This is a genomic window from Microbulbifer maximicatervae (SeqCode), assembly GCF_052467695.1.
This window is the reverse complement of the sequence record NZ_CP174320.1, coordinates 3,400,248-3,420,659: the sequence shown is the minus strand read 5'-3', so window position 1 is coordinate 3,420,659 and position 20,412 is coordinate 3,400,248. Positions and strand designations below refer to the sequence as shown.

Annotated in this window: 12 protein-coding genes; all 12 read right to left on the bottom strand. The window is 45.9% G+C overall.

Translation table 11 applies throughout. The annotated features are described in order from the left end of the window. Positions 1 to 66 precede the first annotated feature (66 nt). The 12 genes from ACJJI8_RS15120 to ACJJI8_RS15065 all read right to left on the bottom strand — a co-directional run bounded on the left by ACJJI8_RS15120 (position 67) and on the right by ACJJI8_RS15065 (position 20,400). Positions 67 to 480 carry a hypothetical protein gene (locus tag ACJJI8_RS15120; protein WP_444932851.1) on the bottom strand — a complete coding sequence of 138 codons (414 nt, stop codon included), beginning with the start codon at positions 478 to 480 and terminating at the stop codon, positions 67 to 69. Then, complete coding sequence (locus ACJJI8_RS15115; RefSeq protein ID WP_444932850.1) at positions 477 to 10,112, bottom strand: RHS repeat-associated core domain-containing protein; 9,636 nt, start codon at positions 10,110 to 10,112, stop codon at positions 477 to 479. The genes ACJJI8_RS15120 and ACJJI8_RS15115 overlap by 4 nt, the downstream gene beginning before the upstream one ends. Next, positions 10,073 to 10,525, bottom strand: a complete 453-nt coding sequence (locus ACJJI8_RS15110) for a hypothetical protein (protein WP_444932849.1) — start codon at positions 10,523 to 10,525, stop codon at positions 10,073 to 10,075. Before ACJJI8_RS15110 ends, ACJJI8_RS15115 begins: the two co-directional genes overlap by 40 nt. A gap of 784 nt (positions 10,526 to 11,309) precedes the next feature. After that, positions 11,310 to 11,924 (bottom strand): response regulator, encoded by a 615-nt coding sequence (locus tag ACJJI8_RS15105; RefSeq protein ID WP_444932848.1) that lies wholly within the window; start codon positions 11,922 to 11,924, stop codon positions 11,310 to 11,312. 13 nt (positions 11,925 to 11,937) lie between these two features. Next, on the bottom strand, positions 11,938 to 12,510 hold the full coding sequence (locus ACJJI8_RS15100) for a sensor histidine kinase (RefSeq protein ID WP_444932847.1): 573 nt from the start codon (positions 12,508 to 12,510) through the stop codon (positions 11,938 to 11,940). Between the two features lie 515 nt (positions 12,511 to 13,025). Further along, positions 13,026 to 14,051: an alpha/beta fold hydrolase gene (locus tag ACJJI8_RS15095; protein ID WP_444932846.1), complete on the bottom strand. Its 1,026-nt coding sequence runs from the start codon at positions 14,049 to 14,051 to the stop codon at positions 13,026 to 13,028. Between the two features lie 760 nt (positions 14,052 to 14,811). After that, positions 14,812 to 15,831 carry an NADPH-dependent aldehyde reductase Ahr gene (gene ahr, locus ACJJI8_RS15090; protein ID WP_444905634.1) on the bottom strand — a complete coding sequence of 340 codons (1,020 nt, stop codon included), beginning with the start codon at positions 15,829 to 15,831 and terminating at the stop codon, positions 14,812 to 14,814. Between the two features lie 553 nt (positions 15,832 to 16,384). Beyond that, positions 16,385 to 16,780 (bottom strand): YMGG-like glycine zipper-containing protein, encoded by a 396-nt coding sequence (locus ACJJI8_RS15085; RefSeq protein WP_444896834.1) that lies wholly within the window; start codon positions 16,778 to 16,780, stop codon positions 16,385 to 16,387. A 177-nt stretch (positions 16,781 to 16,957) separates the two neighbouring features. After that, a complete protein-coding gene (locus tag ACJJI8_RS15080; RefSeq protein WP_444912754.1) occupies positions 16,958 to 17,692 on the bottom strand; it encodes a hypothetical protein in 735 nt (244 codons plus the stop codon). Beyond that, on the bottom strand, positions 17,685 to 18,200 hold the full coding sequence (locus tag ACJJI8_RS15075) for a DUF2878 domain-containing protein (protein ID WP_444932845.1): 516 nt from the start codon (positions 18,198 to 18,200) through the stop codon (positions 17,685 to 17,687). The genes ACJJI8_RS15080 and ACJJI8_RS15075 overlap by 8 nt, the downstream gene beginning before the upstream one ends. A gap of 137 nt (positions 18,201 to 18,337) precedes the next feature. Beyond that, positions 18,338 to 19,606, bottom strand: coding sequence for a class I SAM-dependent methyltransferase (locus ACJJI8_RS15070; protein WP_444932844.1), 1,269 nt, complete (start codon positions 19,604 to 19,606; stop codon positions 18,338 to 18,340). After that, the gene (locus tag ACJJI8_RS15065) at positions 19,603 to 20,400 is read right to left on the bottom strand and encodes a DUF1365 domain-containing protein (RefSeq protein WP_444932843.1); all 798 of its coding nucleotides are present in this window, start codon (positions 20,398 to 20,400) and stop codon (positions 19,603 to 19,605) included. Before ACJJI8_RS15065 ends, ACJJI8_RS15070 begins: the two co-directional genes overlap by 4 nt. Positions 20,401 to 20,412: the final 12 nt, after the last annotated feature.

Below are 20,412 nucleotides of genomic sequence, written 5' to 3'. Positions count from 1 at the left end.
AATCATTTAACCGCTTTTTATGTACCGTTCAATCTATGGGCATCCAAAATTTCAGCATTTTTTGGACTAGGTTATAAGTTTTTTCAACCAAAACCATACCAACGGACTAAGTAAGGTCGAAATTAATACCGCCCCCGGAATTGCTACTCTCTCTGGCTCTAAAAATCCGGACACCACAGGAGAAAATACTGAAACGATGAATACAATAAACATAAAGGTAACTGCATTTACGACTCCACGCATCATCTTTGCTCCAGAGCAATTCCCACTAAAAAAATATAAGGACGCAATTCCCGCTAAAGGAATCTGCAAAAACACCAATCGATACGCAAAAATAGCCAGCCAAAGTCCCGCAAGCACCATTAAATCCTCTAACTTGAAAGGATTTTCAGAAACAAACTTGTAGTATATTAAGCTCAAAATAATATAAATAATAAGTTCCAAAATATATTCAACAGAAAGCAATCTCACATTTCTCATTGGTGGCCCCTTTCCTCTCGAATACTATCAACCAACCCAATACCCAGCTTAATTCTGTGACCTACATCCCCAAGATCAAATGATCCTCGTCCAAATTGCTGCCGTAGAACTTGGTTAGTTCTTTTCGGCAAGTACATACTTCTATAACTATTATGGTCAAAAGATTTATTCATCCCAGATATGACTTCCCCTCTTAACTCAGCACGCCCGGAAAAGTAATTTGATGAAAACATCGAAACGAGTAATTGTTCTTTTACCACCAAGGCGTCATCAAGACGCTTCCCTGAGAGACCAGAAAGCCCGCCACTCCGCACAGATTTAAAAGTGTCTTTATTTATAGGGGCTAAAGAATGGTGAACAAATCTCAAATATGATTCTTCAGAATCTGTTATAAATCCAAAGTTCCAGTTATCTATTGCACCAATACCATCCCAGGAAGTTACGTGTTCTGCTGCAGCAAACCAGTCAGAGTGTGAGGCCCCACTCTCCTTGTGAAGTATTGAATCCATTCCTCCATACATTTTATTGTTACAACTTACATTTTTACACACACTATAGTCTTGAGCATCTATTCCACCCTCTCGTGAAGACAAATTATTTATATCTCCAGAAAAGGAAAAGCTCTTTGAATCACCATTTTCTGTACTAGTGATTTTCCCGCTAAATACTCCATTATCTCTAACCGTCATGCTAAAATCTGTGGTAACCCCCCCTGAGGTAACACTTCCCGAAATTTTATTACCCACATGTCTCTTAATTCTTGATCCAGTCTGTGACTCCATTATTTTTTCTGTTTTAACTTCAACCTTTATTTCATCTTCAGCTATAAATCCACTCGGATCAGTCCCCGCCAACGGATTATTCATGATGTAGCTGTAGGGGTTCAAGCTCTGGCTATTGCCAGGACTTTGGATCACCGGGTCCACAGAGAGGAACTGCCCAAGATTATAATCATAGGCCCGACCATTCATATGGATCAATTCCACATCGTCCAGATGCTCATGATCGGTAAAGCCCCGGGTGCTATAAACGCTCTCTAAGATAGGGGTATCTTTATCGAGGATATTGCCCTGTCGCGGTTTGCCGAAGGGATCAAAGCTGTGGCTTTCTTTTAAGTTGCCGGCTTCATCACCCACGGCAGCGGCAGAGCCGAGGCGGTCGCGGTGGCTGAAGCCGATCTTGTGGGTGAGTTCACTGCCGTTATCAGTGCTGGTGAGTACGGCGATATCGCCGATAAAGTGGCGGTATTGGGTTTCACCACCGCCTGTAATTTTTTCGAATAGCTTGTCGATATACAGGGTGGTCTTGCCGCTGGTTTGGTTCACCTGCTTGTAGCGCATCTGGTCGGCGCCGTAGTAGAAATACAGGTTGGCGCCTTTGCGGTTAATGCGGGTGGGTTTGTTAAAGGCGTTGTACCAGATCTGCCGGGTGCCATTTTCATGGGTGCGGTTGCCGTTCTGGTCGTAGCTATAAGTTTTGGTGCCACCGTTGATCAGGCGCACGCTCTTCACTGCACTGGGGCCGCCATTACTGCCACCGGTGTAGCTGTAGCTGCTGGCGAAGTCGTCTTTCTTCAGCAGGTTGCCGATGGCATCGTAGTCGTAATCGATATTGGGGCCATCGGTGCGGGTGCTGTAGTCCAGGCGGTTTAAGGCATCGTAGTAGTGATTTTCTACATTGAGTGCCGGAGTTTTTGAGGGCAGCTGCACTACCTGTTCTGTCAAGTTGCCGAAGCTGTCGTAGCTGTAGGCAATGCCCTGGTGGTTTTGCACCAGGCTGTCAAAGGTGGTGCCGGCCATTTGCCCGGTTTCTGAATAGAAGCTGCGGCCAATGGTGTAATTGCCGGCGGCGACACTGGCAAACTCCCATTCGCCCCAGGCATCCATCTGGGTGATTTCCCGATAGGTGTAACCACTGGCGGCATTACTGGTGCGGAACTGGTAACCGCTACTGTTATAGCCGTATTGCAGAGTCAGCCCGGAGGGGTAGCTAAGGCCTTTTAAACGGCCGTAGTTGCTATCGAAATGACTTTGCGTAACAAAGTCTTCGCCGTCAATTGCCGTGGTGACTTTGTAGGGGCGGCTGAGGGCATCGTAGCTGTAGTTGCGTGTATAGCTGGTGTCACTGCGGCTCTCCCGTGCAAGTAGCCCCTTACCGTTGGCGGCGCTGTCATATTTCCAGCTGGCTTCCTCTGTGCCGTTGACACTGCGGCTTTCCATGCGGCCAAGGCGATCATAGGTAAAGCTGGTGATATCCAGGTTGCCGTCAATCTCAGTTTCCACTTCGCCAAAACCGGTATAGGTAAACGACTTGGAACCCATATTGGGATCGTCTACCCATTCTTTCTGGCCAAGGGCATTGTACTTGGCGGTGATGCGATTGCTGCTAGCATCCCTCAGAACAATGGGATTACCGGCACCGTCATAGGCATAGCGGGTGGTGCCACTTAAGGCGTCGACAGTTTCGGTGAGCTGTTGCAGGCCGTTGTAGGTGCGACTCATGGTGCGGCCGTTCACCAGGATATCGGTAGTAAATCCACTGTCTTGTTCGTGGGTGTAGGTTACATCCAGTTGTTGACCATTGGTCTGATTCACGGTCTTGTGCAGGGCACGGCCGAAGGTATCGTAATCCAGGTAGCGGGTACCGTAACTGGTGCCGCTGCTGGCATAGTGCGGCACCGATTCGAAAGTGGTCTGACCCAGAGCGTTATAGGTTACCGTTCGTGCAATCCAGTCGCTGCCATCGAAGGCTTGAACTTCAGTGCGGATCACGCGGCCGAGCTGATCATGGTAGGTAACCTGCTCTGGCATACCAGCCTGCTGCTGAATGGTTTTAAACACTGCACCGGGTGCGCGGCTACAGCCGGAATTACACCACTGTAAAGCAGTAAAGCTATCAGGTGCAGCCTTAAGGCCCAGCGCAGAGGGGGCTGTCACTTTAGTTGTGCGACCAAAGGCGTCGTAACTAAAGCGGGTGGTTAGGCCATTGCCATCTGTAATGGAGTCCGGTTGGCCGAACTTGGCGTTGGTCTCGGTAGTTACCGTATGGCCCAAAACATTTTTAACCGTTTTAGGGAAGTATCCATCGCCACTAAATGCAGTAGTTTCTACTACCCGTGTCTTTGCCTCCCCTTCTGCTGAGGTCGTAATCTTGGTGGGCAGGCCGCGGTTATTGTAAACCGTATCTACCTGCGTCCATTTTCCACTGGAAGGCGTCGTTTTTACCCGCTTGGGTTTGCGGGCATTACTATCCCACAGTAGGAAATCCACCACTACCGATTGCTGGGTATCGGTATTCGCGGCAATAGAAACCCCTTTGCGGCTTTGGATGGATTTCTTGGTGATTGTCTGTTTTGAAGGCTTATTGATCCACCAATTAGCCTTATCCGCGGCTGCATACTGGGTATCGGTGGTAGAAACCACAATATGAGAGCTATTGGCCTCCTCATAGCGGTTTTCTGCCAGTAACACATTACCCCAGGCATCAAAGCTTGTGGTTTGGCTCTGGGTATAGAGATGCGTGCGGCTATTACCTGACCTATTTAAAGTCCGGTGAATCGAACGCTGCTTTTTAGGACCGACAAAATAGGGATCATTGGCGGAAACACTCCACGAATCCGTAAGGGCATCCACCAGTTTTGGGGATGAGTGCTCATCCTTCGGCCAGAACTGCCATTCAAATTTCGATTCTTCAAAAGCTTCAACGCTACTATTATCGGAAGAACGATCTTCCAGTTCCCATTTACGCTGTTTATGCAGCGTGCCGGCGAGCGGGAATATCTGATGGAAGTCAGACTGGGTTTCGATATCTGCAGCCAGGTCTTCTTCAATAATGGTGTGGAAACCCTGGAAACCACGGCCTTTATTGTTAAATACAGCTCCTTTATAGCGGTACTGCTTCTTGTTTAAACCGCCCACACCATTGGATTGGCGGTGCTCTGCCACCACGTACATGCTGGAGGTAAATTCGAAATGATCTTCCTTCACGGAAGATGACAAACTATCCAAGTATCCGCCGCGCTCATAGAAAGGCTTCGCGCTGGAGTGATAACGCTCATCGTGGGAGGATAAGGGGCGATAGTGCCACTCATCGCGGGCACCTAACCCATCTTCTACGGCGACCAGCATGTCGGTGGGTTCGTAACGTTCATTACCGGTTGCTGAGCCCCGATTTCGGTTGACATAAACACCGAAAGGCTTGCCAGCCATAGCGCCACTGCCTCCAGATATCGAACACCACTCATTACGGCAACCATAGGTAAACACCAAATCCGCTAAGCCGTTGCCAAAACCATCAAAAACCGCTGTTTGGGTTGCGGACCCAATAATCCCAGTGGGAACCAGCTCAGTTCTGTAGGTTCCGTCACTTTTCTCTATGAACTTAATTGCGTTGTATTGATAAACGCTATCGTCAAACTCATCGACATTAATAGCCTGTGTAACCCCCCCACCATCCGGTGAGTAGTCCAACTCTTTTGTATAAAGATCATCACCGCAAACAGTGATCCACTTAAGGCTTGATCCCCCTTCAAAACTCTGTAGCTTTTGGCAGGAACTAACGAGCCTAGTACCGGGCACTAGAATTTCCGTTCGCCCATCTGCATCTATATCGATCTGCCTAAAACTTCCCCCATACTTGGCATACACTGCTCGCGTCCATTCAGCCGCATCATTATCCCAATACTTTGTTTTTCTTGTTTCAATTAACCCACTACTATTTTCTAATGCACTCCAACTGGAGAACCTACCCGCCCCCATATTTAAACTAAGAGATAATCCACCTTCCTCTCTATATGCCACCCAATCTTGTAAGCCATCCCCATTTACATCCATAAAATAATGAAAGTTAAATGGCTGGTTGTAATTATATGGATCAAGGTCAACCAACGAAAATGTAACATTTCCTTTGGAGCTGGCTTTTGTTAAATATATTCCTATTGGAAGTGGCTGCCGGGAAATATTTAAGCCAGATGGCTGTAAGAAATGGTTAAACACCATAAAATCTGGCAACCCATTTCCATCCATATCCCCCATAACCTGCATGGATGACTTACGGTAGTCACCATTATATTCATAGGTAAAGATCTTTTTTCCATTATCTATAAATGGAGCAGTACTATTTCCGGTATGCAGATATAGATATACAGAGGCCTGCTCATGATTTCCACGCTCTATAAGTAAATCCGGCCAACCGTCCGCATTAAAGTCAGAAATATTGGAGACGAACTCCCCTGAGCTAGCAGAAAATGGAACACTAGTTGAAGTCCACTTGCTTGGAGCATAAGAAATCTCTAATACACTTGACTTTGAACGCCAGCTATCTGTTTTTCCATCCTGATTAAAGTCTCCAGAAACACACTGATATTCTTGGTTGATAAAATTAAGACTACATGTTTGCAGATCATCGACCTTAGAGGAGACAAATCTTCCCTCAGCATCAGTCTGCCATGTTCGCCAATCAACAACTCCATCACCATTAGCATCACCTTTCGGAACTACATCTTCAATTTCACGTTTATCTTGTAGCTGCTTGACAATATTTCCTGAAGAGTTCAGATATCCTAAAGGCTCCAACGCAAATTCTTGTACGCTATCTTCCCAAGTGAAGCTAACCGGCTCAAGACAGTTAAATGAAGAAACTTCATAGCCACATTTTTTCAAGTCAATTAACAAACTTCGGTCAGAGGCCTTGCTCAGTTTATAAGTCGTACGATATTCAAACACCTTCGTTGATCCGACATATGTAACCAGTTTATCCAGGCGTTTAGTTTGACGAGTTAATCCACCGGATAAATATCTGGAAGATATATCAGGCCTGGTTTCATACAAGAAACTGACCCTACGATTCCCCAGTGAAGTACCACTGCCAGTGTAATAAATGTCACTCAGCAAATACTCGCCATCACTATATTTTTGGTATTGATAAGCGATAGAGTTTTCTGCCGTGGTGCGGTCCAATTCCAGACTAATAGCCCAGCTAAGCGGTGCCGGGGCTCCTTCCGGTATATGGCGACTATCTGACTCGCTTCCATAATAGCGGACCCGGTTATTTTTTAACTCCGCTATGAAATATGAACTATTTGAATTGATGCCACCAAAGGCAGTTATACGGGTAAAATCATCATGTTCTGGCCGATATACAGCTCCACCACTTCCATAAGTACCGCTGATAAGAAGTAAACGCTGTCCATCAAGACACAGGCGATCTTCGCTTGCAGTATATTCAACACCCTTGGTATGTCCATCATGGACAAGAGTTTTTCCACAGCGACTGATCGCAGAACCAGTGGAGATCGACCACCCCATTCCTAACACGCCATTGCCACTGCGGCTTGAGTATTTGAAATCTACATGGGGCTCCACATTATTGCGTCCCGGTGGAACATCGATTTGAACCTGATAGCTGGCTTGCCCACCTAATACATCACCACTGGCAGGTAATATCCCAACACTACTATCGTGAGCAACAAAGTTATCAGCTGGACTATAGCTATTATCTGCGGGCACATAATCCGCATTTGCCCAGTTTGGGGCCGGAATAACAGTTACCGCGGAAGAAGCGGGACTAAAGCTACCACAAGACCAGGCATATTTATTACAAGCTCGAACTGAGAACTCCCAACCCCCCTCTGCGAGCCCTCTCACAACTGCCTCGTTAGTTTTTATGGTATCAGTATCACTTTCAAACCAAGCACCACCGACTAGCCGCTGTCTTAATTCGTAATAAATATCGCTGCCTGGCACTGAATTCCACTGCACATATACTGCTCCATTACTCTTATCTGAATGGAATGGTGCACTGAGACCCGCCGGTTTATGAGCGACAATAAATGACCGGGAGGCACTGGGAGAGGAGCAACCTGCTGGATTACAAGCAATAACCGCATAACTATAATCTCCGTCCGAAAGCTTGTCAGATTCGTAACTGTGCGGTGTATTGGGCGCTTTTTTGTTATTCGATGTACTCTTCAGCGTAACTATCGGAGAATGCGCCCCATTCTCATAGATTTCATATTTATGTGCGAACTGGCCGGTTAAATCCTGCCAGTCAATACGAATTATGCCATCAATGCTATTTGAAATAGGAGATATTTCCGGCCGAGAAGGCGGATCTATTTTCCAGATTTCAAATGTGACACTTGAACTCCAATTATCACTGCATCCATCCGAATTACAGTTTTTACTACGCAATTGGTAATTGCCATCTGACAATCCAGATAGAGTAAAAGTAGCAGTGGAATCATATTGAATGTCTGGTGGCCAGCCATCACCTACTGCCCGCACCTGCCATTGGACTCGTTCAATAGGACCGGTACTATCAGAAGTGGCAGTTAACATGCCACTATAGGAAGTATTGGTATCATTACCTGTATCAATAGTTAACACCGGGATGCTGGGTTTAATCACCACATCCACAGTGACTGGCCCCCGGCTACCCTGGGGTTCTTTTATACAAGACCCATCAACACTCCCAGGAAGACACTTCCACCCCACCAACGTATAGCTATAGTTTCCACTTGCTGACAGCGTATCGGTAAATGTACGTGCTTGGCCTGAGTAGCCCCAGCTTGACTCATAGATAGTCTCACTACCTCTCCGCAGAGCCACCTTATCTACCGGCCATTCACTCCAGACAAGCTGAACATCACCACTGTCAACGGACTGCGCGAAAAAGTCTGGTAGATCTACATTAATGGTGGCAGCGCTAGTCCAAGCACTACATGAAGTTACGCCACTATAGGTACTGCATGACTGTAAGCGATATGAATAAGAGCCATTGTTAATCTTAGTAAAAGTCCGATTTACTGCGCTTTGAAGCCAGCTTCTTGACGATGCCCCACTCTCTTCCAACCTATAATTATCTGCACCGGCAACCGCACTCCAACTAACGTTATAGATACCGTTAATAGAGTTGCCAGGGACAGACAACCCTGTTGGCACCGCTGGAGCCCGAGATACGATTACATTTCCCGAAGTATGGAAATTGCCTACTACACCATTCTCTACCGCGGCAATACGATACTTATAAGTCCCAGTGCCCCTACCAGTGACCGTGATATTTTTATCTGTACCATTATAGATATCCGACCAGCCACCATCATTCTTTTGCTCTTGCAATTGATAGCTATCGGCACCCGAGACAGTGCTCCATGAGATCGCCACACTGCCGTTGGTACTTGAGGCTGGTGTATTAATAGCCGTAGGTGTCCGAACAACAGTGATAGATTTCTCTGCCGAATAAAGACTACATCCACTAAAGCAAGCGCGCACCCTGTAACTGTAATCACCGGTAGTTTTTGATGATACATTTTTAGAGCGCGCACTATCCCCATGTATATCACTGGACCAAGCTCCGCTATCCTTCCTTTCCTGCAATTCATATCGGCTGGGCGTTCCGGATGCGGCTCCCCAACTTATGGAGTAATTACCATCTTTATCAGCGGAGGCTAGGCTTATGGCTCCTGCAGTGGGAATATCAACTAAAACTGTATGCTCACCTTTAAGTGCCATTGCGCCGGGCTCAGTACAATTACCCTGCGCATTATATTGTCGGCATTTTTCACCTGAATAAAGTTTGTAGTTCCAGGTTCCTGTATCAGCACCACCTACAGAAAACGTTCCTCCACTAGTATTTACTTCAGGATCCCCGATAAGAGACCCTCCTTTATAAACTCGTAGTTCAGCATCGCTGCCAGTGGTCTTGGCATAATTCAACTTATACTCACCAGTATTACTACTGGTCGGCCCGGTGATCTTGGGAAGGCTGACTGAAACCGTCTTGCTACTCGTCCAGCCACTACAAGCTGTTACACCGCTATAAACCTTACAGGCACGAACCTTGTACGTATAACTTCCGTCATTACTTTTATTAATACTCTTACTAGTAGTGGACTGACTCCAGTTTCCCGTACCGGAGCCTCCCTCAACTAGATTGTAGTTCGTTGCCCCTGATACCGAATTCCAAGTTACCGTATAACTCCCAGAATTAGCTGTTGAAGGAGCGCTCAATCCCCCTGGAATCCCCGGAGTCCGAGAGACAATAACACTACTAGAAGTCCGGTAGCCCCCAACCTTGCCACTAATCACAGCTGCGACACGATATTTATAAGTTCCAGTACCACGACCACTTATCGTTTTACTTTTTGCGGATCCATTATAAATATCTGTCCAGCTGCCACTATTCTTCTGCTCTTGAACCTTATAACTCGACGCACCGGAAACGCTGCCCCAAGATATGGAGATACTGCCGTTTTTACTATTAACTGGAACGTTAATACTAGATGGTGCCTTTATAACTGTTATCTTTTTAATCGAAGTATAATTGTAACAGCTGACCTTGGAGCTATATGCGCTATCATTGCAGGCCCGCACACGATATTCATAGACCCCTGTGGATTTACCACCTATATTCCTGGTCCTGGAAGCCCCGTTATATACTCGAGACCAGGATCCACCTTCTTTGCGCTCTTGGAGCTCGTATCGGTCCACCACTCCCGAAGCAACACCCCAACTAATTGAGTAACTACCATCGCCGTCACTGGCCGCTAGACTAATCGCACCCGGAACACCTGGGTTTGTTAGTACCTCCACTTCTACACTGCCAATATATTGAGAGGCGTTTGCAGATGACACCAAAAAAATAGTGGATTCCTATTTATCTTATCAAGAAATGCAAATGGGCAGTTTGGATTACATCCACCACCACTAACTACCCACCCAGAGACACTATATGACCAGATTCCGTCACTTCTTCCTGTAACAGTGTAAGAACTTGACTTTCCTGGAACCTGAATAGTTCTTTGATATTTTTTGTTTTTGGCTTCTGAAAGCTGAACCCCACCATACGGCCCCGGCCAAGTTATATTAATTGAACCATCACCATATGCATAAGCTTTTACTTGGGCATATGCCTGAGCAGAAAAAAGAAATAGAAATATAAGAGCACCGAGAGATTTCATTAAGCGGAAAAAATGTACCACTTTGGTTCGCTGAAAAATTACACAAGAAAGGCGGGAGGGCAGTAAATCCATTGCTTGATACTTCAACTTCAAATCCAGAACAGAAGGTAGATATAGGGAATTATTATACTCTGGACCAAACATTGCCCCAAAGCATCAAATATGCAAGATATACACTTTAGTCATAAACATAACATTTTTCTTGGATGATTTATTAACCCCAAATTCCAAAGGGAATTAACACAAGTATGAAAATGGATAGGCCGCAAGCTTTCTTAAAAAAACACCCCTAATGATAGGCCACTACATTAAGAACTTAATAGCCCTTTTGAGGGTTAGACATTAATGCAACTCTAAAGATTGGCCGATTTCTGGCCAGCAATTTCATAAACAATTTCAAGTTGATTTAGTTGCTTCAGTTACCCCCCTTTTTTTAGCGAGATACTTCAAACTTATCACTATACTAGCACTGCAGAAAACTCTGAACACATACTATCGTGACCCCCACCCTCAGGCTTACTTACAATTCTTGGCTATAGAAAAATTCTCATACCACCTAAAACAATTAAATGAACCTCTGCTTTCAAAATATTAGCAATTGTTAATTTCTTCACCTCCAAAGCAACTCAATCAAATTCACAAATACAGGAATCAGTAAAACTCGACTTATCAACAGCAACACATACAGAGAAATGGAAGCAAAATGATACATCTCGAACTTAACCCACTTGCGACGACACTCGAATAATAGTGATTATTCTGCACCAAGAATAATCTTATAATAGAGATAACGGCACCAAACAATACATAACACTTTGAAGTATAATTTTCGCCGAAAAGAACATCTTCTGGCTTCATTGATCCATGGTACTTAGATATTTAGCCATCCATGATGCTGAGCTAGGCGCACTGCTTCAACTCTATTGCTCGCATTCAATTTTTGGCAGCTGCTATGGATATAATTTCGAATGGTACCCGGAGAGAGTGAAACTTCTCGTGCAATATCCTCAGTGGTTTTCCCGGCATAAGCGAGCTGAAGAATCTTCTGCTCTTTAGTAGAGAGCGGATTGTCCCCACAATTGAGTGCTTGCTGCACTAATTCAGGAGCAACCACAGTTTTACCTGCTGAAACTTGACGAATACAGTTAGCGAGCTGGCTCGGAGGAGCATCCTTAAGAAGATAGCCGCTTACCCCTGCATTGAGTGCTCGACGAATATAGCCACTCCTTGAGAAAGTTGTCAACATCACAACCTTGGGAGGATTTATAAGGCGCTGTAATTGTTCTGCGAGTTCAAGACCTGTCATCCCAGGCATTTCTATATCACTAACTACCAAATCCGGGCTGCAATTATCGAAAATCTCAAGGGCCTCTCGCCCATTACTCGCAGTTGCGACGACCCGAATATCTTTCTCCAAGTCAAGTAGTGCTCTCAATGCACCGAGCACCATCGCTTGATCTTCAACTAAAAGCACTTTAATCATCATTTAATACAACTACTTATTTGAGGGGAATTGTGGCGTAGATATGACAACCACCCTGGAATTCTATTTTCAAACTTCCTCCAAGCTGGCTCCAGCGATCGCTCATACCACTGAGGCCATGCCCCATAGATACCTTTCCCATAGCCTTTCCATTATCACAAACATGTAGAGAAAGTAGTTGCTTATCAAGCCACAGCGAAACTTCACACATACTCGCTTGGCTGTGACGTAGAATATTCGTGGTGGCTTCGCGAATAGTCATTGCCAATGTATTGTCAACCTGAAGGGGTATTTCTGTGGCCTCGATATGATGTATACAGGTAATATTCACTGATTCCAGCGCAAACTTTGAACTCGCCAGCTCATTGGCCAGTGTACTGATTTTATAATTCGATACCGTTTCTCGAACCTCGGTAATCGCTGTTCTGGATATTTTTTTAATATCAAAGATATGCTGCAGTGCCGCTGCTGGATCAACTTCGAGAAGCCGTTCGGCAAGCTCCGCCTTTAAAGTGATACTCGTGAGACTCTGACCGAGCGAATCGTGCAAGTCTTGTGCAATACGTTCACGCTCGGATGTCTTCGCCATAGAGGAAATTTCCTTTTGGCTTTGTTTAATAACCAGGTTAGATAAGTACTTTCTCAGTTGAAATAGAAAGTTCAGGCCGTTGATAGTTGTAAAAAATAGTCCCGTCAAAACAACATATAGTGATTGTCCAGTTAAGTAGGCAGTACTCAAGTAAGAAAAAGTTACAACAAACAGCAAAACAAGGGATGCATAGAGTTGCCTGTACGCCGAGCAAGCTGCAGCCGCAAAGGCAAAGAAACCAATACCAGCAAGTGAATAGAAAGAAGTGATAACACCTAAAAGGTTTAACACCAGGACAATACCAGTGACTTTGGTTCCTTTACACCAAAATACGAGGAAGAACAAAGGAAAGAGAAGCAAGTGGCAAATCACTACCACTCCAAAAGCAACTTCACTAAAAGTATGGAAAATAAAGGGTAAGTATATAAAGAGCTGAAAATATGGTACTAAGTTCAAAGCACCTCTCAGATTCTTGGGGAAAGTATAGAACCTTTGTAAATAGTGATATGTCGGCATTAGTTATTAGCTTCCAAAAATTGTACTCCATGCTCCATCCATTCTTTCACATATACAGGTGCCATGGCATGGCCCATGCCTTCTACCCACAACGTTTTAGCACCTGGAATGCGAGCTGCATACTTTTTGGCTTGAGCAATACTTAACAGGGGATCTCTATCACCGTGGATAACCATAGTGGGGACCTCTAAGCCCTCCAATCGCTCTAATCGCGAGCCAGAAAGAGAGATGGCTGTAAATTGCTGAACTGGCAGATTATGATCAAATCCTTGCCTATGACGTAGTTCGTAGAGAGTAGTGTGTGTAATATGCTCAACATCAAAGCCTCCCTGCCCCTGAAGACTGTGATAAGTACTTACCATCAACTTAGCCATACCCTCATCGGAGCCACTGAGTCCATAGCGAAGAAATAGCCGAAGCATATTGTATCTGAAGGTTTTTCCCTGGGGTAACTCGGGGTCGTCGAGAAAACCTGAGGACATGATTGAAGTAAGGCTTTTCAAGCGATTGGGGTATTGCAGGGCCATTTCTTGCGCAATCATCCCTCCCATTGAGGCGCCCATAACATGAACTTGCTTAATCCCCAGGGAGTCCATAACCGCAAGGTTATCGCGCATCATGTCAGAAAGGTCGTAAGCAGTCTCCTTAGTCCAGTTGGTAACCCAACTCGAGGCACCGCAGCCACGATGATCGGTGAGTAGTACTTGATAGCCAGCAGCTAAGAGTGGCTCATAGACTTCAGATGGCCAATACAGAGAAGAAGAGCCCATACCGTTTATCAGTAACACAGTGCCACGAACAGATATCCCCTCTGGGCTTTTAAGCTGATACCAAATTTTAAGGCTCCCTGAGCGAACATATCCGCTCTGACCTGAGATCAGTTCAGGTAGTGGTTTCTCAAGACTCAGATTTAGCTGTTTCTGGATATCCTTGGGCAGCGGGGGCGTTGTAAGGACCCAAATAGTACAGACTACCACCAGAAGGAATACTATCGCGCCAACGATTAAAGAAACTTTCTTGATCAATGTAAGCCTCCATAAACACCGTAACACCGGTGCAGAAATAATATTTATATGTAATATCAGGCAATAGCAGAAATTGGGTAAGTCATTTCTGTCATCAAATTTATATGACACTTGTCATCTTTTGTTGATGATTAAACAGTCTAGCCACAACTGCTGGACAGTAAATGTAGATATATTTGAGTTAAGCCTCCAGCACGGGCATCTAAGGGCGAAACCCTAAGTGTAAGGTTACCTGCAGCTCATCGCTTCTAGGATCGCTCAACAGAAGCTTAAAGGTAAACAAACTTGTCTAAAATCGCTTAAAGATGATAGCTTCTACTCATGATCTAACATCTACAAGATCAAATGGTGCCAATAATGTACGAAGCTGCTTTACTTGTATCCCTCACGATCATATTTTTATTTTTTGCTGCGAAAACTTTTTTATATAGAGCATCAGTAAAAAAACACCTAAAATTTGAACACGAGGGCACGTACAAACAACTTCTCATGTCTGAGTCCTTTGACATCAATGAGATCAAGAAACACAAACTTTTTGATAACTTTATTAGAGAAAAAGAATATTTGAGGCTGGAAGACTCCTTTTTAACTCGCACTTGTTGCCGCTATGTTTTTTATGGACGCTGCTTTCTAGCATTTGGATTATTATTGTTACTTGTATCTATTTCTATCTAGACTTGTGGATACTTGCTTAGGATTTAAAACAGTAGGACTTTGGACGCTCTTTTCTTTGACATCGTGGTCTGAGCACAATATCCCTCTACCCTTCCTGCGACAAAACAATCCGATACTTAGCCTTACCAGATTTCAAATGCTCAAATGCCGCTTCTATCTGGCTCATTGGGAAAATCTCTATCTCAGGTTTAATCTTATGATGCGCCACAAACTCAAGCATAGTTTCGATGGTACCAGGGCTGCCGACTGGAGATGCTGAAATTGAGCGCTGCCCAAATAACAAGGGGAATAGAGTAAATTGGATTGGGTTAGTTACAGCTCCAACAAAGTGTAAACGCCCTTTTGGTTTCAAAGCCTGGATATACAAATCCCAATCAAGACTGACATTCACAGTCGACAGAATAAAATCAAAGCTCATTGCCGCCGCTTGAATCTCTGCGGGATCACGGGAGTTCAGTGTTTTATGAGCACCCAGAGCTAAGGCTTCTTTACGTTTTTCCTCGCTGGATGTAAACGCGGTAACTTCACAGCCCCAGGCATGGAAAAACTTCAAGGCAAGATGGCCCAAGCCACCAATACCAATCACAGCCACTTTGTCAGTGGGTTTGATATCAAATTGGACCAATGGATTGAATACGGTAATACCCGCACATAAAAGGGGGCCGGCTGATGCATAATCCACACCATCAGGGATCACAACCAGGCTACTCATGTCCGCCCTGGCTTTATCGGCAAAGCCTCCATTGGTGAGTATGGTGAACTTTGCCTCTCTACATAAGTTGAGGTCACCAATTCGACAAGTATGGCATGTTTCACAGTAGCCTGAATTCCACCCCAACCCAACCACCGTGCCCTTTTTAAGATGAGCTACTTGCTCCCCCATCGCGGTGACACGGCCGATGACTTCGTGACCGGCAACCATAGGGTACTGTCCAATACCCCATTCATTTTCAATCATGCTCAAGTCACTATGACAGATGCCACAGTACATGATTTCCAGTTCAACTTCTGTTGCACCCAGCTCTCCTGCTGCAATTTGGTAGGTCTTAAATGGACCGCCGGCCTCTAAGACTGCATAGGCATTAATAGTTGATGCAGTAGACATGGCGGGCTCCTTGAAGAAAAGGAAATCACAAATGACCTTAAAAGTTTAGACGCCATTCAGCTGTAGACTTTATTGCACCCTTACAATTTTACTTTCTAGAAACTAGTGGCCCTACTATCCAGGGAGCCTCTGAATAATTCCGTGATGCCTCTGGCATGCAGAGCGGTTCACAATCAAGGCGCGACTTCGCAGGAATGTCTAGACCTTTCAAGAAGTTGCAACGCGGAGTGTGAATCGCTCTGCATGCCCCGAAGGGCGGGCCTTGAAGGCCGCAGCTGTTGCGTTGCAGCTCTTGCAAAGGGCTACGGCCATTCGCGGCGAGCTGCGCCTAACATCTGCAGCCTTCAAGACCCGCAGAGGCATTACGGAATTATTCAGAGGCTCCCTAGCACAGAAATTAAAAGTGATAACCGGGAGAAAGAAAAAGATTGAAATTAAAGCTGTAAAACAGAAAAAAGGCCGGGGGTACTTCCCCCGGCCAGTGCCAAGTCCTGTGAGGTTGCTGAATAGCAGAGGACTGATGAGAAATTGGACCGCAGTTTTACGCAGAAGATCAATTCAACACCCGATATCCGCGACCAACCAGGCAATTCTTGATGATGTAGGTTGCCTCAGAGCTCGCACTACCCGCCCCTGACAAGCCCCCAACAAGCGCGCCGGCACCAGCTCCGGCTACCGCAGCACGCCCGCTGTCACCGACTATTGCACCGAGCGCACCACCTACTACAGCACCACCCGCAGCACCGGCAGCTGTTCTGCGCCCTTGGTCACTGTACGTGGAGTAAGCGATTCCCTTGCACTCTGCAAGGTCCGCTTGATACTGATTCATATTAACGCCCCAGGTATCGATAACGATTCCACCGGCACCGGGAACCTGCTCTGGCTGATTCGCACAGCCGTAAAGCAGCGACATCATAATTCCAGCAGTTGCAGAAATAGCAGTCTTCATCAAACACCCCATATCGCTTTCGCCACAGGATAGTGAGCTTGTCACGCTTTTCTTCTTTAGGTTTAGCTGCTGGTAGAACTTGGCGCCAGTCCGGCGCCTAAAAATGAATGACCCGCTGGGCAACAAATCCAACAGGCGTAAATAGTGTTGTAGCTATTAGCGGAGGGCTCTTTCTATCTATGGATCTGCAGGCTGGGTTCCTACAGGCAGAATTGAATATTGGTAAAACACTTCTAATTCTTGAGATTTCGCTTGTGGATCGAGGATATTTACTATGCCCTTAAAACTCTTTAATCGCCGACTCTCTGTATCGTAAGTGAGATTTAAGTCCTCTACGAAAAGGCGGATAAGAGGCTGGGAAACATCTACTCGTATACAAGTATTTTCACCTGCCGCTTGATTACAGGATACTGCCTTAGCGCGCAGCTTTATCGATCGACCATGCAGTGGCGAAGCAAAATTGAATTTAAGCGTTTTTCCTGAAGACAATAAGTCCCAGTGGTCACGCACATAAGTATCAAAGCCTGCATCAACTACATCAACACTTCTTGCCTCTCGCAAACTTACTTTCCAGGCTTCGCCCTCGTTGGCTCTGTAGCGCATCATCCACTGGCCGTCATCCCAAAGGACTTCACGGACTTCGCCGTGCCTCCGATCTATTTGAGTGACGCTAGGTAAGGCACTGCGACCAGCTGCGGGGCCATTTCGCTCTCGAAGAGTTTTCTCTGCTATCAAATCACCCTGGGGTGCATAGTAGAAAACAGTTATTTCGCCATTATCTTGCGAAGTATAATATTCGCAGTACTGCAACTGTTGATTATCCGGATCATAGGCCAAACCTTTGACCAGGAAAGGCCCTTCATAGTGACAGTTAGTTCCGGCAATAGCCGACATCGCAATAAATTCAAGCATTGCTCACCTCTTTTTGACAAATCTTTCTTGCCAAATAGGCAAACAACGGCAGGATGCAGGCCCAAATTACACTTAATGTTCCCAGGGATTGCCACAAGGGCCTGTGCAATTCCACAGTGCCATTTAGGAATGCACCGGTAAAGTAACTAAATGGTCCGAAAAAACCACCCAGGATTACCACCAACCATAGATTATTCTGTAAGAAAACCAAACTGTATCGTAAGGTCATGGCAAAGTTCAACCACAGGCAGATCAGCCATAAGGGAGGCCAGGAGGAGCCGCTGTCATTTCGCATCACCCCCAAATGAAACAAGATAGAGTCTATAGACACACCAAAGATAAACACCCCCGCTAACCAAAGCGGTTCCCTGGGCAAATTGGCGATATAGCGCAGATGTACAAAAAGGTTCAACAGAGTAAAGGGTACCACCAACCACACCTTGGCCACTATGACGCACAGTGGCCAAGCGATATCGAAGAGTAAGGCATTAGCGACAAAACGCCACATGCAGGAGAGCCTCTGGTTGATTCCGTAATAATCTTGGATTGCAAACTCTTAAAAGGTTTAAACAACCCCCTGAAATCACGCCTTGATCCTGAGCCATTCTGAAAGCCAAACACATCACAACAGTAACCGGAGAGACTTTAGAAATTACCCAGAAACCGAGGTTTGGCGAACACAAATTGGGCGGTACCAATCACTCGTTGCAAAAACCCCCCTTCGCAATAGCATAAATAGAATTCCCACATACGGATAAAGCGCTCATCAAAACCTAACTCGCGCACTTTGGAAATTCGCTCAAAAAATGCTTTGCGCCAGTCACTTAACGTGCGGGCGTAATGGGCGGTGATGTCTTCGAGCCCAACAATTTGCATATCTGTTGAATTGGCAATATGGTCCGCGATAACCTGATTAGATGGCAGGCAGCCACCGGGGAAAATATATCGCTGAATGAAGTCGACCTCTTTGCGATACTCGTGGTAGCGCTGGTCGCGAATGGTGATTGCCTGCATCACCATCAGGCCATCCTCTTTGAGTAATTCGCTACAACCGGCGAAGAAGGTCTTGTGAAATTCGTGACCTACCGCTTCCACCATTTCAATCGATACAATTTTATCGTACTGACCTTTCAGGTCCCGATAGTCTTGTAATAGCAGGGTCACCTGCTCCTCTAACCCTTCGTGCTTCACCCATTGGCGGGCATAGTCATATTGCTCTTGGGAAATAGTAGTGGTTGTTACTTTACAGCCATAGTACTTGGCAGCATGAATGGCCATCCCCCCCCAACCAGTACCAATCTCAAGGAGGTGATCGGAGGGTTTTAACTTTAACTTTCGACAGATCAGTTCCAGTTTGTGATTAGAGGCTTCAAACAGGGTTGCGTTTTCAGACGGGTAGACCGCAGATGAATACAGCATGGTCCTGTCTAAAAATAACCGGAAAAATTCATTGCCCAGGTCATAGTGTGCAGAAATATTCTTACGTGAGCCATTGTGGTTATTCGCATTCAACTGATGTAACCAGCGCAGGCCTAACCGGGGTAAATAACTCCAACGACTATCGATACCTTCCACCAATTCCATGTTGTCAACCATCAGGCGAATCAGGTCCACAGTATTGGTTGAAGTCCAGGCGCCCTGCATAAAGGCTTCTCCAGAACCAATGGTTCCATTTAAAAGCACCTGTATATAGCTGGATGGATCGTGTACGCAAATATGTGCCGAGATCTCTGCTTCTTCTGGCCTCTGGCCAAAATGGTAACACTGCTCCCCCTCTTCAATTAGCAAGTGGCCACGATCAATACCCTTGAGTTTTTCCAACACCAGCTTGCGGGCCAGGCGAACGAGCCAGGACTGTGCCGATACTTCTGATTTTGACGACGAAGCCTGATCAACTTCCTGAACTGCTCTCATAGTTGTTTATCTCCTGCCTGAACCTCGGCGTCGTCGCGAGGATGCGAAAATACCGGGATACGCTTGACCCATAATTTCAGTGCCTGCCAATAAATGGCGGCTATAACTTTTACGGTCATCAAGGGGTACTGGATCAATATTGAATTAAGCGATCGGCCGCTAATTTCGCAGCGCTGTAAACTCAGGGTTGCATCAAACATTGGGCGAGTGCCATCTTCTGTATCATCGGCACTCGCATCAAAATTTTGCAGGTAGGCTGTCAGCTTTCCTCCAGGTTTTGTCCCTCTCCATCGATACCCTTGGGCCATGGGCATAAAAGGCGAGACATGAAATGTTTTTGCGAAGGTCGCTTTTTGCAGCTTGGTATTATTACGACAGTCCAAAACATAGCTGTGACGCTCTTTCCAAGGTGTGTTGTGCACATCCAGGAGCAACCAATCCACATTCTGGCCCTCAGCATCGAAACAATAGTAAACACTGAGTGGATTCATGTTGTAGCCAAAGTAGCGCCAATTGGCCAGCAAACGAATAGGTCCCGCAGGCTGCTCTCCCGCTTTCTCCTCCACCCGCTGTCGAACCGCCTCATCAAGACTGAGGGATTCATCGCCAAAAAAATCACTGCGACAAAATCTCGCAGGTGCTCGCCGCTGGGAGGACCAAAGAGGTGAGAGCTGACAAATGGCTTCCACCTCTGCCAGATCGACGTACATCATAAAAACCTGATAGCGAAACTGATGAGCTCTGGGCGCAAAGCGCCGGTGCTCCAACCACCCGGTATAAATCGCACTTTCCATGATACCGGCCTC